A 15609-nucleotide genomic window follows, 5' to 3' on the forward strand; every position below is an offset into this window, starting at 1 on the left:
GCCCGATGACGCGCATCATCAGTGGAACCGCGGGTGGTCGGCGGCTCRTGGTTCCACCCGGAACGACCACCCGTCCGACCTCGGAACGTGCCCGTGAGGGGTTGTTCAACACCTTGTCGACCTGTCTGGATCTGCGGGGTGCTCGGATTGCCGATCTTTATGCCGGGTCTGGTGCGGTCGGTCTGGAAGCGCTGTCTCGGGGTGCCACTCATGCTCTTCTCGTCGACCGCGATCCGGTCGTGATACGCACTCTGCGGCGGAACGTGACAGCGCTGGGACTGTCGGGCGCGAAGATYGCGCAAGCCGCGGTAGAGCGTGTGGTGMAGAACACCTCGGATAATCCCTACGACGTGGTTTTCCTCGATCCGCCGTACGCGATGCGCGATTCGGAACTCGGCGAAGTGCTGTCAAAGCTGCTGGCGGCCGCCTGGTTGACTGCGGACGGTGTCTGCGTTGTCGAAAGATCGCACCGCTCGGGCCCGGTCGCCTGGCCTGACGGGTTGTGTGCGCTGCGCGACCGGAGGTACGGGGAGGGTGCTCTCTGGTACGGTATTCGATCATGAGGAGGGCAGCCTGTMCCGGTTCATTTGATCCGATCACCAACGGTCATCTCGACATCATCGTCCGAGCGAGCAGACTCTTCGACGAGGTCGTGGTCGCCGTATCGATCAACAAGAACAAGGTCACCTTGTTCACCGTCGACGAGCGGATGGAGCTCATCAGAGAGGCCCTGCGTGATCATCCGATGGCGCCGTCCMACGTCCTGGTAGATGCGTCCCACGGGCTGATCGTCGATTTTTGTCGGAGTAGGGGTATCCAGTCGATCGTCAAAGGACTGCGTGCGGTCAGCGACTTCGACTATGAGCTTCAGATGGCGCAGATGAACAATTCGCTTGCGGGCGTGGAGACTCTTTTCATGAGTACGAACCCGCAATATRCCTTTCTGTCCTCCAGTCTGGTGAAGGAGGTCGCGCGTTACGGAGGTGACGTGTCGGGGCTGGTACCGGATGTGGTACTCAAACAGCTCCGTGAGCGCCTCGCTCAGTAACCCCCGCCGGGTGGGTAGCCGCCGACCGACTTCCGCCGGGCTCTCCCGCCGTTCCGGACTGTCCGGGCTCCGGGGCCGGTCGCGGGGGGCGAGCGGCACCCGAGCGGCTTCCTAGGCGGAGGTCCGCCGCCCGCCGGGCTCGGGTGTCCGGAGATCCCGGCAGCCTGATCGGATCGTCCGCGGCACCGATCGGATAGGCTAGGAGACCGTAGTAGCTGACCGGCGTTGGTAGCTGACCGGCTGGAGTCTGTTCGTCGATCCTCTGGGAGGGTCCGGGCCGCTGGGAGGGTCCGGGGTGCCGCTGGGAGGGTCCAGGGTGCCGCTGACGTCGGGCTGCCTCAGTCGTCAGCGACGCCGGGTAGCTACACCACCACGAAGGCCCTGTTTCGGCTGGCCTTCCTGACATTGACGTAGATGTGAATTCGACTGCCGCCATGACTGGATCCCACTTTCGCCGTCGGACCCCGAGGGGTCCCCTTGTACTGGACACCCGTGAGCTCGGTCGTCGGCCCGGGTCGATGCGGCTTGTCCGGGCGCAGGCGGAACTTCCCGCCGATCTCGGAACCGAGATGATGTGGGTGCCGGCCGGCGCAAGCGTCACCCTGGACCTGCGTCTCGAATCGGTGATCGAGGGTGTCCTGGTCAGCGGGAGCGTCGTGGCGCCGCTTCGGGGTGAATGTGCGCGCTGCCTGGACGACGTGTCCGAGGTCAGCATGGTCGAGTTTCGCGAGCTGTTCTACTACCCTGACCGAGCCGTGGACCTGGGTGACGACGAAGATGCTCGGGTACTGATCGATGATCATGCGGACATCGAGCCCGTGGTGCGGGATGCCCTGGTACTCAACCTTCCGCTGTCACCCATCTGCCGTCCGGACTGTGCGGGACTCTGCGTGGACTGCGGGGTGCGTCTCGACGATGTCGAGCCTGGACATTCCCATGCGCGATCCGACCCGAGATGGGCGGCGCTGTCCGCGCTGGCCGGCAGCGGAGCGACGGGAACCGAGAAGGGTCGCACCGACCCTCATGAGAGCAAGGAGAAGGAATAGTGGCCGTCCCGAAGCGGCGCACCTCGCGCAGCAACACCCGGTCCCGGCGTTCRCAGTGGAAGGCCAAGGTGCCGACCCTCGCAAAGTGCTCGCGGGGGCACGTGATCCGGCCGCACACCGTCTGTGGCACGTGCGGCCGGTACAACGACCGTCAGGTGCTTGACGTCTGACCCGGTGTGACACGTATCGCCGTTGACCTGGTGGGGGAGGGGTTGCCTTCCGGGCCTCTCCTCGAGGCATTGCCCAGTGCGCTCGGCGCCGATCCGCATCTGGTGCTCACTCTGSTGACATCCGGTGATACCGTCCGGGATGACCTTGCTCGGCTGGGAATTGTGCCAGGCGAGCGCGTCCTGCTCGCCACGGCCGCTCGCAGCGTTTCGGCGGGCCCGGAGGCATTGCGTGAAGTGCGAGCACGTCGGGACTCCGGCGTCCGGGTGGCGGCGCGCCTGGTCCGTGACGGACATGCCGATGCGATGGTCTCGATAGCCCCGGCCGAAGCCGTGGTCGCCTCGGCTCAGTTCACCTACGGTCTGCTCCCCGGGGCGACACGGGCCACTCTCGCCTCGATTGTCGGCGGGGCGAACGCCCCCGTCGTGCTGTGCGACGCGGGGGCGACGGTTGATGTGAMGGCGGACGAACTCGCCCAGTTCGCGGTCGCGGGCAGTGCATACGCCGCGGTTCGCTTCGCCGTCAACGCTCCCCGAGTCGGGCTTCTGACGGCGCGTCCAGCGCTTCCCGACACCTTGCGACGAGCCGTCGACGAGCTGCTCCGATCGCTCGATCTGCACTATGTCGGCCCGCTGACGGCTGATCGRCTCCTCGCGCCTTCGTGGACGGGCGAGCCGGGCGACGGCCAGAAGATCGATCATCGCCGTGGAGTTGACGTGGCGGTCACCGACGGATTCACCGGAGATGTCCTGATGTCCGTCATCCGCGGGATGCGATGGTGGGAATCTCATCGGGGTACGGGGCACCTGTCCAGGGCCGGTCTGGATCCGGGATGGGGAACGTTGGAAGATCCTGATGTGCGGGGGGGAACGATCGTGCTGGGGGTCGATGGTGTCGCGGTCCACGCGGAGCGGGCACCGGATGAAGCCGGCGACAGCCAGGCAGTCGGGCTGCTCGCGGCGCTGAGGGCGGCGTCGGTCGCGGTCCATGCGGACCTGGCCTCTCGGACCAGAGCGGCGATGGCGATCTTGGTGGCGCGTCGCCGGGCCCTGGCCGGGCTGGTCGGATGACCCGCCAGCTGCCACCCCCGCCGCCGCGGGACGGCCTGATCGAGGTACTCGAGGTCGCCATCGACCCCGAGCTGCTCGACCGCGCCCTCACACACCGCTCCTATGCCTATGAGAAGGGCGGCCTGCCCACCAATGAACGCCTGGAGTTCCTGGGCGATGCGGTGCTCGGTCTGGTGGTGACGGCGGCACTGTTCATCCGCCACCCGGATCTTCCCGAGGGGCAGCTCGCCAAGCAGCGGGCCTCGGTTGTGAACATGCGGGCTCTCGCGGACGTGGCACGGGGGATCGGACCCACCGGGCTCGGTCCGTACCTGCTGCTGGGCCGGGGCGAGGAGACCACCGGGGGGCGCGACAAGGCGAGCATTCTCGCCGACACCCTCGAGGCCATCATCGGGGCGGTCTATCTGTCCTCAGGCCTCGACGTGGCCTCCGGTTTCGTGCACCGTCTCTTCGATCCCTTGCTGGACGAGGCCGCCGGCCGAGGCGCAGGGCTTGACTGGAAGACCTCACTGCAGGAACAGACGGCGGTGCTGGCTCTCGGGCCGCCCGAATACATCGTCGAGGAGGCCGGTCCGGACCACGCGAAGCGATTCACCGCCTACGCGAGGATCGCGGGAGAGCCACTGGGCGAGGGCGAAGGGGGAAGCAAGAAGGAGGCCGAGCAGCGGGCGGCCGCCGCGGCTTTCGCGGTTCTCGAGGAACGGTCAGCCTTGGGGCGGGAGGACGGTTCGGGCGCGGACGTCGCCGGCGGAAATCACGAGAAGTCCGCCGTCGGCAGCCTTGATCACGATCAGGTCTCGGGTCTGTGAGAGTGGCTGATCATCAGCTGCCCCGATTCGCTTCCTGGGCGCTGGCGACAGGCTCGGTGGTGGCAACAGCTTCAGTGGTGGCAACAGCTTCAGGGGTGGCAACAGCTTCATCGAGCCACRTCGAGGGTCCGGTGTCATCCCACTGACCCGACCCGACGACCGGAGATCATGCCAGAACTCCCCGAAGTAGAGGTTGTTCGCCGCGGTCTGGAACGTGGTGTCGTCGGTCGCGTCATCGCATCGGTTGACGTCCACCATCCTCGTGCGGTGCGCCGTCATCTGGCCGGTGCCGCCGACTTCTCGGCGCTGCTCGTCGGCCGCCGGATAACGGCGGCACGACGCCGCGGCAAGTATCTGTGGCTGGTACTTCAGCCGCCGGTAGACCATGCGGCGTGCGCTCCGGTGGTTCCAGAAGAACCACCGGAGGAGGAATCAGCTGCCGTGCTGGCCGAGATGTCTCCGCCCGCCCTGCCCCCAGGTCATCCGGCTCAGGGGGATGCACTGATCGCCCATCTCGGGATGAGCGGACAGTTGCTCGTCGTTCCACCCGCCACCCCCGACCAGAAGCATCTGCGGATCCGGTTCGTCTTCACGGACGGAGGACGCGAACTGCGATTTGTGGATCAACGCACCTTCGGTGGCCTGGCGGTCGCAACGGGGGAAGCGGATCTGCCTGCTCCCGTCGCGCACATCGCCAGGGATCCTCTGGATCCCGCCTTCGACGAGCGGCTCGTCACGGAGAGGATGCGTCGACGCCGTACCGGCGTGAAGCGGGCCCTGCTCGATCAGACACTTGTCAGCGGGGTCGGGAACATCTACGCGGATGAGGCCCTGTGGGCCGCGAAGCTGCACTACGCGCGGCCGACCGAGACCCTCACCCGGGCGGAGGTCGGCAGGCTGCTGGGTTGCGTGCGGACGGTGATGATCGCGGCTCTTGAGGTGGGCGGTACGTCCTTCGACCGCCTGTACGTGTCGGCGGACGGAGTCAGCGGGCTGTTCGAACGGTCGCTACAGGTGTATGGCCGCGCGGGTCGGCCGTGCACACGATGCGGAGACGCGGTGCGCCGGGACGCTTTCATGAACCGGTCGAGCTTCACTTGCCCCACCTGCCAGCCGCACCCAAGACGGGCCAGGTGGTAAGGTTCGATCACACGTTCGAATCCCGCGGCTCTCGGGTGGGGTGCCGGGCGTGGCGTCCGCGATAGTCGGGTGGGGAGCCAGACCTGCCGCGGCGTTCACAGTTATCGCCTCGTCCAGGACCGAGACCGGGCTGCCGGGATCGGTGAGGCATCATCCGGCACGTCGGTTGGCTGGCCTGCCCCCGACGCGACATGGACGGAGACGCGATGAATCCGGATGCCCTGCTCGGTCGTATACGGAAGCTGTTGGCGATGGCGGAGGCGGAGGGGCTGAGCGAGGCCGCCCGCGAAACCTATAACAGCAAGGCGGCCGAGTTGATCGCCCAGTACGGGATCGACCGCGCGCTGGTCGAGGAGGCGTCGCCGCACCGCGTCGAGGCGGCTGACCTGGTGGTGGCCGTCGATCCGCCCTATGCCCGGGACAAGATCTCGTTGCTCGCGGGCATTGCCGCACCGCTTGGTTGCCGGCTCGTGTACCGGACCGAGCAGCGTGCAGTGGGGACGGGGCACTCCGCTCATCTGTTCGGGATGGATGCGGATATCCACCGCGTGCAGATGTTGTTCACCTCGTTGCTGGTCCAGCAGGCACAGGGATTGGCCCTCGCCCGTCCACCACGCCAGGAGGACCCGCGGGCGTTTCGTCGGTCGTGGATGGCAGGCTTCGYGGTGGCGGTGGCGGAGAGACTGACCAGGACGGAGCGGATGGCCCGGGAGCGGGCGCAGACCCAGCAGACGCAGACCCGGGAGAACGGATCGGACCGGCCCTCGACGACGCCGTCGGTGGCCGTCGTCCTGGCGAATCGAAGCCAGYGGGTGGACGCGCACCTGGCAAGAGCCTATCCCAGGTTGCGAGCGCCAAGGACACGCCAGCTCTCTGGGAGCGGCGGTCGTGCGGGCTACCAGGCCGGCGAGCGGGCTGATCTTGGCCTGGGTAGCCGGGTGTCCAGCCGCGTCTCACCGGCGATCGGCATGAGGTAAATCGTATGGGTAGTAGTTACGCGTGGTACTGACTACTGCTTGCCGCCCGGCAGATTGGGCACCGCTGTCTGGGTAGGCCCTGCGGTACGCGGCGGGGCGTAGCCAGGACCAATAATCTTGTCTGCGCTGTCGACCGGCTCCGGGGTGACCTGGCGGTCACCATCGGTGCTCGCGCGTGGGACGGGTAGTGTGCCGCCGTCCTGAGAGAAGTTCTGGCCGCAACCGCTGAGAAGGAGTGCCGAGCCGAGAGCTCCACACGCGAGTAGCACGGCAGCGGACCGGCGGCGGAAACGTGGCCGGTCCGGCCGTTCCAGCCGATGATCACCCTGCCGCCGTGTCTCTTTCGGCCGGCCTGCCATGTCTGGGAAGTATGTGGTATCCACAATGGCCAGTACCCTACCGTGCTGATGAGCGATGTATCCGCGGAGCAGAGGGAGTCCGGACACGCCGTGGTCCGATTCACTGCCCGGGTCGCCGGCCTTGTCCAGGGCGTCGGCTTTCGTGACTACGTGCGTACCCGGGGCCGGCGCCTGGGCCTGGTCGGATCCGCCACCAACCTCCCGGACGGGGCGGTCGAGGTGGTCGCGGAGGGGCCGGAGCCGGCCTGTCGTGACCTTCTGCACTTGTTGATGACGGGTCACACCCCTGGGCGGACGGACAGGGTGKAGGCTGTGTGGCAGGTGGCGCAGAGTGATCTGACCGACTTTCGACGAAAGTGACTGGTTGCAGACGCTGCGTTGTCGGAACTGTCGTGGGTATGACCGTCCGCTTTTTGCATGTTCACCGGACCGKCTCGGGAGCATGTGGCATGCTCTTGACTTTCGGTCACTCGACATGGGAGCCTGGAGTCATTGTTTGGGGCGCACTCTGATCTGTTCGGATCTTGTGCTGTCTGACACCCACTAGGTCACTCATCGTGGAGGACCATCACTATGGCGAAGGCCCTTTTTGGYCACGTCGGTTCCGGCGGCGACTTGCGTCTCTCTTGCGAGGTGCGTCGGCTTCGTGCCCGAGTAGCGGAGCTCGAGGYAGAACTGGCTCGAGTACGTGAGGTTAACGAGGCGTTGGTGGGTGGTGTCGACGTGCCGGAGGATGTCCGGGCGCTCGACGCCGAACCGGCGTTCAGCTGAGCTGGCGGGGCGTTCCTCGGGGAGGCGCCCCCTCGTAGTGGGTATGCCCGGTTACGTGGGCAAGACTCCGTTTCTACGGGCGTCATGATCGCTGAGATCGTCGAATCGGTCGTTTTCCCGGCTGGCTCGTCCCTGCCCAGTGATGTTGCCCGTGTGTCTCGGATCACTTTGGCGGCTCTATGTCCAGGAAGAGCCGGGCAACCTCACTCCCCGCCTTCTTCGTACTTTTTTCGGAGCGTAGCCTGCTGGGTGCTTCGGGTGGCCGACTAGGATGRCTCTGTCGAACGTCGGCTGAGTCCGGCCATCCCGGGTCGAGCCGGTGAACCCTTCCAGCGCTCCGGAGACTGGTGCATCTCAAGAACCTGACCCTGCGGGGCTTCAAGTCCTTTGCGAGCTCGACCTCCCTGCATCTCGAGCCGGGAATAACCTGCGTGGTCGGGCCCAACGGGTCGGGCAAGAGTAACGTCGTTGACGCCATCGCCTGGGTACTGGGGGAGCAGGGTGCCAAGGCCCTGCGTGGCGGCACTATGTCCGATGTCATCTTCGCGGGCACGCCCGCTCGCCCGGCCTTGGGGCGCGCCGAAGTACTCCTGACGATCGACAACTCGGACGGCGCGCTCCCCATCGAGTACACCGAGGTGACCATCGGGCGACTGATGTTCCGCAGCGGCGAGAGCGAATACACGATCAACGGTACCGGTTGTCGCCTGCTGGATATCCAGGAACTGATGAGCGACTCGGGTATCGGCCGAGAGTTGCACGTGATCRTCGGCCAGGGCCAGCTCGACGCGGTCCTGCACGCGCGCCCGGAGGATCGCCGTGCGTTCRTCGAGGAGGCCGCCGGCGTCCTCAAACACCGTAAACGCAAGGAGAAGGCACTCCGCAAGCTCGAGGCGATGTCGGCGAACCTCACCCGCCTCACCGATCTGTCCGCCGAACTGCGTCGGCAGTTAGGGCCGCTCGGTCGGCAGGCGGAGATCGCCCGTAAGGCCGGTGTGATTCAGGCTTCGCTACGGGACGCCCGCCTGCGCCTTCTCGCCGACGATCTCCATCGTGCCCAGGTCGCGATCACCTCCGACCTCGCGGACGAGGAGGCATTGCGGGCGCGGCTGACGACCACCGAGGCCGCTCACGCCGCGGCCGCCCGCCGTGAGGAGCAGCTGCAGGCCGACCTGACGGCGATCATTCCGCGCGCCACCGGCGCCCAGGAGACCTGGTACGCCCTGGCATCCCTGCGGGAACGGCTGCGGGGCACCCGTTCCCTCGCCGTCGAACGGGGTCGCCTGTTGCGTGCCGCGACCGACGACGTACGTGGGCGCCGCGACCCCGAGGAACTGGAACAGGAGGCCACGGCGGTCCGGGAGCAGGAAATCGCCCTCACCGAGYGGCTGGAGCGTGATCGGGATCTGCTCGCCGAGGTGGTCACCAGGCGTGCCGATCTCGAGGCCGCGCTCGCTCAGGAGGAGAAGGAACTGATCGCCGCGGCACGCGCGGCGTCTTTTCGCCGTGAGGAGATCGCGCGCCTTGCCGGCCAGGTGGAGGCCGCCAGGTCCCGTGCCACCAGTGCCGAGAACGAGATAGCACGGACGACCGAGGCACTCGACGCCGCGCGGGAGCGGGAGACCGAGACCTCGGCGTCACGTTCGGCCCTCGAGATCGAACTCTCTCGGATGGAGAGCGCACGGGAGGATCTCGCCGAGCAGCACAGCGCGGCCGTGGCAGTGCATGCCGCTGCCGCCGAGCGGCTCGAGGTCCTGCGCGGTGAGGAGCGTAGCGCCGAACGTGACCGCGCATCCTGGGCCGCGCGATGCGACGCGCTGCACCTCTCCCTCTCGCCGGCCGACGGAGCCGCGGCACTGTTGAGGGCTGCTACCGGCGCGCAGACCGGGCAGACCGCCTCGAACACGGCGGAGGACTCGGCTCCGGCACTGGATCCGACCCTCGAGGTGATCGGCCGGCTGGCCGGCGTCCTGAGCGTGACCGCCGGCGCGGAGGCGGCCATCGCCGCGGCGCTGGGCCCGGCGGCGGACGCCCTGCTCGTCGGCACGTCGGGGGATGCCATGGCGGCCTTTGCGTGGCTGCGGGAAACGGATGCCGGCCGAGCAGCGCTGGTGGCCGCCGTCACCGTCGCGGATGAGCCTGACGCCTGCGCCGGCCCTGACGCCTGCGCCGGCCCTGACGCCTGCGCCGGCCCTGACGGCAGCGCGGCGATCGTCCCGGGGGCGGCCAGCGCCGACGGTCCGCTCCCGGCCGGTGCCGTTGCCGCGCTGGACCTGGTGGAGATCGGTGACGATCGGTTCCGTACCGCCGTGTCGTCCCTGCTCGCCCGGACTGTCGTGGTCGAGGATCTGGCGGCGGCCGAGCGGGCCACGGCGTTGCGCCCCGACCTGCGGGTGGTCACCCGCGCCGGCGACGTCATCGGTGCCCCCCTCTCTATCGGTGGCAGCGCGAACCCGCCGTCCGCGATCGAACTGCAGGCCGCGGCGGACGAGGCCGAGGCCGGCGTGGCGGAGGCGACCCGTCGCGTCGAGTCCGCCCACGAGGCGTTCGAGCCCGCGCGTGCCGAGGTGACCCGGGCCCGTACCGCCATCGACGCGGCACTGGCGGCGCTGCACGGGACCGATGCCCGGCACCGGGCGCTGTCCGAGCAGATGGCGCGGCTCGATCGTTCGGGAGGGGCCGCGGCATCCGAGATCGCCCGGTTGGAGGGCGCCCGATCACGGGCCGAAACAGCCCGTGATCGGGCATACGGAGCGTTGACCGAGCTCGAGGCGTCGCTCGCCGCGACATCGGAGCAGCCGGAGGCGGGGGAGCGGGCTCCGGATGAACGAGACCGGCTCGTCGCGGCTACCTCCGCCGTGCGCGCCGCCGAGGTCGAGGCCCGGTTGGCCGTCCGTACCAGCGAGGAGCGGGTGCGAGGCCTGCAGGGACGCGCCGACGGACTGATCCGCGCGGCGGCGAACGAGCGGGCGGCACGGGCCGCGGCGGCCCGTCGGCACGAGGTCCGCGAGCGGCAGGCGGCCGTCGCGACGGCGATGGGGGATGCGGCTCAGGTCGCTCTCGACCGACTGGACCATTCGCTGGCTCGCGCCGCGGCGGGGCGGGAGGAGGCCGACGCACTGCGCAAGGCCGCCGAGACGGAGCTGGTCGGGGTGCGTGACCAGGGGCGCGCTCTGGCCACCGAACTCGCGGCGCTGCGCGACGCCGCCCATCGCGACGAGCTGGCCCGAGCGGAGAAGCGGCTGCGGGTGGAGACCCTGGAAGCCAAGGCTCTGGAGGAGCACGGTATCGACGCCGATGACCTGGTGGCCGAGTTCGGCCCGGACACGCTGGTCCCGCCGGATGAGCCCGACGGCACCGCGGCGCCGTTCGATCGAGCCGAGCAGAGCGCCCGGGCCGCCACCGCGGAGAAGCAGCTGGCCCGGCTGGGGCGGGTGAATCCCCTGGCCCTCGAGGAGTTCGCCGCGCTTCAGGAGCGGGCCGCGTTCCTGTCCGCGCAGCTCGAAGACATCAAGAGCACCCGCCGGGATCTTCTGCTGGTCGTCGAGGAGGTTGATCTGCGGGTGCGTGAGGTCTTCGCCGTCGCGTTCGCGGACACCGCCCGTGAGTTCGAGATCGTCTTCTCGAYGCTGTTCCCGGGCGGTGAGGGCCGGCTGGTRCTCACCGATCCTGATGACATGCTCACCACGGGCATCGAGGTCGAGGCGAGGCCGCCGGGAAAAAAGGTGAAGCGTCTGTCGCTGTTGTCCGGCGGGGAGCGTTCACTGACCGCACTCGCTCTCCTGCTCGCGATATTCCGGGCCCGCCCTTCGCCCTTCTACGTGCTCGACGAGGTCGAGGCAGCTCTGGACGACCGCAATCTCGGCCGACTGCTCGAGGCCGTCGAGGGTCTGCGTGAGAAGTCGCAGCTGATCATCATCACCCACCAGAAGCGGACGATGGAGATCGCTGACGCCCTGTACGGCGTGGCCATGCGGGGCGACGGGGTGACGACAGTGATCAGTCAGCGGCTGCGGGAGCGGGCGGCGCTCTGACGCCGCCGCCCTCCCGCCGGGCGAGCGCCACGGCCTTGTGGCGTCATCTGTCAGGATCGGTACGTGGAGCTCCTCATCCTGATCGTCGTCATCACCGTCGTCGTACTGGCCACCGTGGGCCTGGTGGCCGGCACGGCCCTGCGTCGACGCCCCCGCCGATCCATCGAGGAAGGCCCGCGCCCGGGCGCCGACTACCGTCCCGGGGTCGGTGACGACGCCGAGGTACCCCGCGATTCGGCGACCAGGACGGTCGACGACATCGGTCTTCCCGATGTGCTGCCGCCATCCCCGACGGAGAGCGATGGCGTCGGCGCCCCGCTCGCCGAGATACCGGCCGCGCCGGGGATCCCGGTCCAGGAGCGGATCCCACCGGAGGCACCGCCGCCGGCAGCCGGCCGCCTCGTCCGGCTGCGCCTGCGGCTGGCTCGTTCGCAGAACGCGCTCGGTCGCGGACTGCTCTCCCTGCTGTCCGGCGACAATCTCGACGAGGACGCGTGGGAAGACGTGGAGGCGACCCTGCTCCTCGCCGACGTCGGGGTCACGGCGACCACCGAGCTGGTCGCCGCGCTGCGGGAACGCACGAAGGTGCTCGGTGCCCGCACGCCCGCGGATGTGCGGGAGATGCTGCGCGACGAGCTGCTCGCCCAGATCGGTACGACGACCGACCGATCGCTGCGCACGACGGCCCCGGATCGTCCCGCCGTCGTGCTCGTCGTCGGTGTCAACGGCACGGGCAAGACCACGACCTGTGGAAAAATCGCGCGGCTGCTGGTCGCGGACGGGCGTACGGTCGTGCTGGGCGCGGCGGACACGTTCCGTGCCGCGGCCGCGGATCAGCTTCAGACCTGGGGTGAACGGGTCGGCGCGATCACGGTCCGCGGGGCCGAGGGGGGTGACCCGGCGTCGGTGGCGYTCGATGCGGTCCGACAGGGCACGCAGAGCGGCGTGGACACCGTGTTGATCGACACCGCCGGCCGGCTGCACACCAAGGCAGGTCTGATGGACGAGCTGGCGAAGATTAAAAGAGTGGTGGGCAAGCACGGTCCGGTCGACGAGGTGCTGCTCGTGCTTGACGCCACGACCGGTCAGAACGCGCTTGTCCAGGCGCAGGTGTTCACGCAGGCGGTTGATCTCACCGGAGTCGTGCTGACCAAGCTGGACGGTACGGCCAAGGGCGGGATCGTCATCGCCGTGCAGCGCGAGCTCGGTATGCCGGTGAAACTGATCGGCTTGGGAGAGGGTCCAGACGATCTTGCTCCCTTCGAGCCGGAGGCGTTCGTCGACGCGCTGTTGGGCGAAGCCGGCTGATCGATCGAGTGGCCGCCGGATCGACGAAGACCACAACGTGCTCAGCGTCAAGACCTTCCGGTCGTTCGGCATGTGACCTAAGCTTCATCACTGAGCGGAGCTGTGGGGCTCCGCGGTCAGCCGCGACATGTTCCTCGGTGTTCTCCTGGCTGGGGGGTGAGCGTCCGGCGAGGCGTCTCGCCCTCCTCAGCGCAGAGGGCGGACCCGGCAGGTGAATGACCAGGCCGGCGTCCGTGCGGGCATGCCTCGSCGGGCCGCGCACGTCGCGTCCGCGTCGATCGGCCGATGCGTGACGCCGTCGGTTGATCGGACACGGGGGTGTGCTGCCTTCGTCGTCGGGTGCGTACGCTGGTCCCTGCGGTCCGTCTGCGATCTCGGAGTGTGTGCGCGTGTTCGACACCCTTTCCAGCCGCCTCGACAAGGTCTTCGCGTCGCTGCGTGGCAGAGGGCGCCTTACCGATGCCGACATCGACGCCACCGCGCGGGAGATCCGGGTGGCTCTGCTCGAGGCGGACGTCGCGCTCCCGGTCGTCCGTGGCTTCGTGGCCGCGGTGAAGGAGCGTGCCCGCGGCGCCGAGGTCAGTGCGTCGTTGAACCCTGCCCAGCAGGTAATCAAGATTGTCAATGAGGAGCTCGTCGCGATCCTCGGCGGCGGCACGACGACGCTGCGGTACGCCAAGACCCCGCCGACGGTGATCCTGCTCGCCGGCCTGCAGGGAACGGGTAAGACCACCCTGGCCGGCAAGCTCGGGCGCTGGCTCAAGGCTCAGGGTCACACCCCGCTGCTGGTCGCGGCCGACCTGCAGCGTCCGAACGCGGTCAACCAACTGCAGGTGGTCGGGGCGCGGGCCGGGGTGGAGGTCTTCGCGCCCGAGCCCGGCAACGGGGTCGGGGATCCGGTGCGCGTCGCGCGCGACGCGCTCGCGCACGCGCACCGGCAGGTCTTCGATGTGGTCGTCGTCGACACGGCCGGGCGGCTCGGCGTCGACGAGGAGATGATGCGGCAGGCGGCCGACATCCGCGACGCCGTCTCACCGGATGAGATTCTCTTCGTCCTGGACGCGATGATCGGTCAGGACGCGGTCGCGACCGCGAGCGCCTTCGCCGATGGCGTGGGATTCAGCGGCGTGGTCCTGACCAAGCTCGATGGCGACGCGCGCGGTGGTGCGGCCCTTTCGGTCGCCCAGGTGACCGGTCGGCCGATCATGTTCGCCTCCACCGGTGAGGCCCTGGACGACTTCGACGTCTTCCACCCGGAACGCATGGCGTCGCGGATCCTCGGCATGGGTGACGTCCTCACCCTCATCGAGCAGGCCGAGAAGGCGTTCGAGGCCGAGCAGGCCGAGGCCATGGCGGCGAAGATGGTCGCCTCCGAGTTCACTCTCGAGGATTTCCTCGAGCAGATGCTCGCGGTCCGCAAGATGGGCCCGATCGGCAACCTGCTCGGCATGCTGCCGGGGATGGGCCAGATGAAGGATCAACTGGCGCAGGTCGACGATCGGGACGTCGATCGGGTGGTTGCGATCATTCGGTCCATGACGCCGACGGAACGGCGTGATCCCAGGATCCTGCAGGCGTCCCGCAAGGCTCGGGTCGCGCGTGGATCCGGGGTCACGGTCACCGAGGTCAACCAGTTGCTGGACCGGTTCGCCGAGGCCCGCAAGATGATGCGACAGATGGCTGGCGGCATGGGGATGCCGGGGGGGATGGGTCGAGCGAAGGCCGCCTCGGCTCGCAAGGCCGCGAAGAAGGGCAAGGGAGCCAGTCGCAAGGGTAATCCGGCGGCACGGGCGGCCCAGGCCAAGGCGCAGAAGTCCACTGCRCAGGAGCGGGCGGCGAAGGGCCCCGCGCTTCCGGACGGCATGCCGGATCTCTCGGCGCTGATGCGGCAGCAGGACGGCTTCGGTGGGATGCCGCCGCGCGGCCCCCGCGGGGGCCGTTGACCCGCGCGATGCGGCCGTGGGGCGGGTGCACGGGCTCCCCGCTCGTGTGCGGCGGTCACGATCTGGCAGACTGTAAGCTCAATACAGGCCCTGCCTGCCAGCGTCGGTGTGGCTGCCCTCATTCCTCGCGGTGTCGCGCGGGAGATGTGTGAGTGGCTGTCCGGCGCGGGTGCTTCCCACCACCGGGGCTCCATGCGCAGCCATGGAAAACCAGTGGTCATCGACATGTCTGGAGCCGTTSGACCACCGTGGCAACCAAGATTAAACTGCAGCGTCTCGGCAAGATGCGCGAGCCGCACTACCGCATCGTCGTGGCCGATGCCCGTACCAAGCGGGATGGTCGGGTCATCGAGTCCATCGGGCAGTACCACCCCAAGTCTGACCCGAGCATCATCAAGGTCGACGCCGAGCGGGTGGGGCACTGGCTCTCGGTCGGTGCACAGCCCACCGAGCCCGTCCTCGCGATCCTCAAGGTCACCGGGGACTGGCAGAAGTTCAAGAACCTGCCGGCGCCCCCGCYGATGAAGGTCGCCGAGCCAAAGGCGGACAAGCGGGAGATCTTCCAGGCGGCCGCGCGGGCCGCCGCGGGCGCCGAGGACCGGCCGGCGACCACGCCGAAGAAGGCCAAGAAGTCCGGGTCGGCAGAGGAAGCGGAAGCCGCCCCGGCCACGGACGCACCGGCCGCGGGGCAGTAGGTGCTGGAGGCGGCCCTCGAACATCTCGTGCGAGGCATCGTCGATCACCCCGACGACGTCCGGGTGGACCTGAACAACGGTCGGCGTGGACGCACCCTGGAGGTGCGGGTGCACCCCGAAGATCTCGGGAAGGTCATCGGTCGGCGAGGTCGTACCGCTCGTGCGCTGCGCACGGTGATGGGTGGTGTCGGAGGCCGGGGCCTTCGGATCGACGTCGTCGATGTGGATCGTTAGGATCTGT

General features: G+C 68.5%; 15 protein-coding genes. All 15 read left to right on the plus strand.

All coding sequences use genetic code 11. From position 1 onward, the window contains the following. The first annotated feature begins 5 nt into the window (after positions 1-5). Complete coding sequence (gene rsmD / locus Manayef4_RS10115) at positions 6-563, plus strand: 16S rRNA (guanine(966)-N(2))-methyltransferase RsmD (protein ID WP_070131421.1); 558 nt, start codon at positions 6-8, stop codon at positions 561-563. Next, a complete protein-coding gene (coaD, locus tag Manayef4_RS10120; RefSeq protein WP_070131422.1) occupies positions 560-1048 on the plus strand; it encodes a pantetheine-phosphate adenylyltransferase in 489 nt (162 codons plus the stop codon). The genes rsmD and coaD overlap by 4 nt, the downstream gene beginning before the upstream one ends. Before the next feature lie 434 nt (positions 1049-1482). Beyond that, the gene (locus tag Manayef4_RS10125; protein ID WP_011437980.1) at positions 1483-2094 is read left to right on the plus strand and encodes a DUF177 domain-containing protein; all 612 of its coding nucleotides are present in this window, start codon (positions 1483-1485) and stop codon (positions 2092-2094) included. Next, the gene (rpmF, locus tag Manayef4_RS10130) at positions 2094-2264 is read left to right on the plus strand and encodes a 50S ribosomal protein L32 (RefSeq protein WP_011437979.1); all 171 of its coding nucleotides are present in this window, start codon (positions 2094-2096) and stop codon (positions 2262-2264) included. Before Manayef4_RS10125 ends, rpmF begins: the two co-directional genes overlap by 1 nt. 6 nt (positions 2265-2270) lie before the next feature. Next, positions 2271-3332 carry a phosphate starvation-inducible protein PhoH gene (locus Manayef4_RS10135; protein ID WP_070131423.1) on the plus strand — a complete coding sequence of 354 codons (1062 nt, stop codon included), beginning with the start codon at positions 2271-2273 and terminating at the stop codon, positions 3330-3332. Further along, on the plus strand, positions 3329-4141 hold the full coding sequence (gene rnc, locus Manayef4_RS10140) for a ribonuclease III (protein WP_011437977.1): 813 nt from the start codon (positions 3329-3331) through the stop codon (positions 4139-4141). Before Manayef4_RS10135 ends, rnc begins: the two co-directional genes overlap by 4 nt. 168 nt (positions 4142-4309) lie before the next feature. Then, positions 4310-5281 carry a bifunctional DNA-formamidopyrimidine glycosylase/DNA-(apurinic or apyrimidinic site) lyase gene (gene mutM, locus Manayef4_RS10145; RefSeq protein ID WP_011437976.1) on the plus strand — a complete coding sequence of 324 codons (972 nt, stop codon included), beginning with the start codon at positions 4310-4312 and terminating at the stop codon, positions 5279-5281. Between the two features lie 206 nt (positions 5282-5487). Further along, positions 5488-6258: a DUF2786 domain-containing protein gene (locus tag Manayef4_RS10150; protein WP_070131438.1), complete on the plus strand. Its 771-nt coding sequence runs from the start codon at positions 5488-5490 to the stop codon at positions 6256-6258. Between the two features lie 407 nt (positions 6259-6665). Then, a complete protein-coding gene (locus Manayef4_RS10155; protein ID WP_070131439.1) occupies positions 6666-6977 on the plus strand; it encodes an acylphosphatase in 312 nt (103 codons plus the stop codon). Positions 6978-7190: 213 nt separating this feature from the next. Then, the gene (locus tag Manayef4_RS26625; RefSeq protein ID WP_083282380.1) at positions 7191-7388 is read left to right on the plus strand and encodes a hypothetical protein; all 198 of its coding nucleotides are present in this window, start codon (positions 7191-7193) and stop codon (positions 7386-7388) included. A 347-nt stretch (positions 7389-7735) separates the two neighbouring features. After that, a complete protein-coding gene (locus Manayef4_RS10160) occupies positions 7736-11422 on the plus strand; it encodes an AAA family ATPase (RefSeq protein ID WP_070131424.1) in 3687 nt (1228 codons plus the stop codon). A 63-nt stretch (positions 11423-11485) separates the two neighbouring features. Beyond that, complete coding sequence (gene ftsY / locus Manayef4_RS10165; protein ID WP_070131425.1) at positions 11486-12730, plus strand: signal recognition particle-docking protein FtsY; 1245 nt, start codon at positions 11486-11488, stop codon at positions 12728-12730. A gap of 389 nt (positions 12731-13119) precedes the next feature. Then, complete coding sequence (gene ffh / locus Manayef4_RS10170) at positions 13120-14673, plus strand: signal recognition particle protein (RefSeq protein ID WP_011437971.1); 1554 nt, start codon at positions 13120-13122, stop codon at positions 14671-14673. A 248-nt stretch (positions 14674-14921) separates the two neighbouring features. Then, positions 14922-15368, plus strand: a complete 447-nt coding sequence (rpsP, locus tag Manayef4_RS10175) for a 30S ribosomal protein S16 (RefSeq protein WP_070131426.1) — start codon at positions 14922-14924, stop codon at positions 15366-15368. Then, entirely contained in the window at positions 15369-15602 is a 234-nt protein-coding gene (locus Manayef4_RS10180) for an RNA-binding protein (RefSeq protein ID WP_011437969.1), read from the plus strand. Positions 15603-15609 lie beyond the last annotated feature (7 nt).

Origin of the sequence: Frankia sp. CgMI4, from assembly GCF_001756285.1 — a bacterium.
Classification (GTDB): Bacteria; Actinomycetota; Actinomycetes; order Frankiales; family Frankiaceae; genus Frankia; species Frankia casuarinae.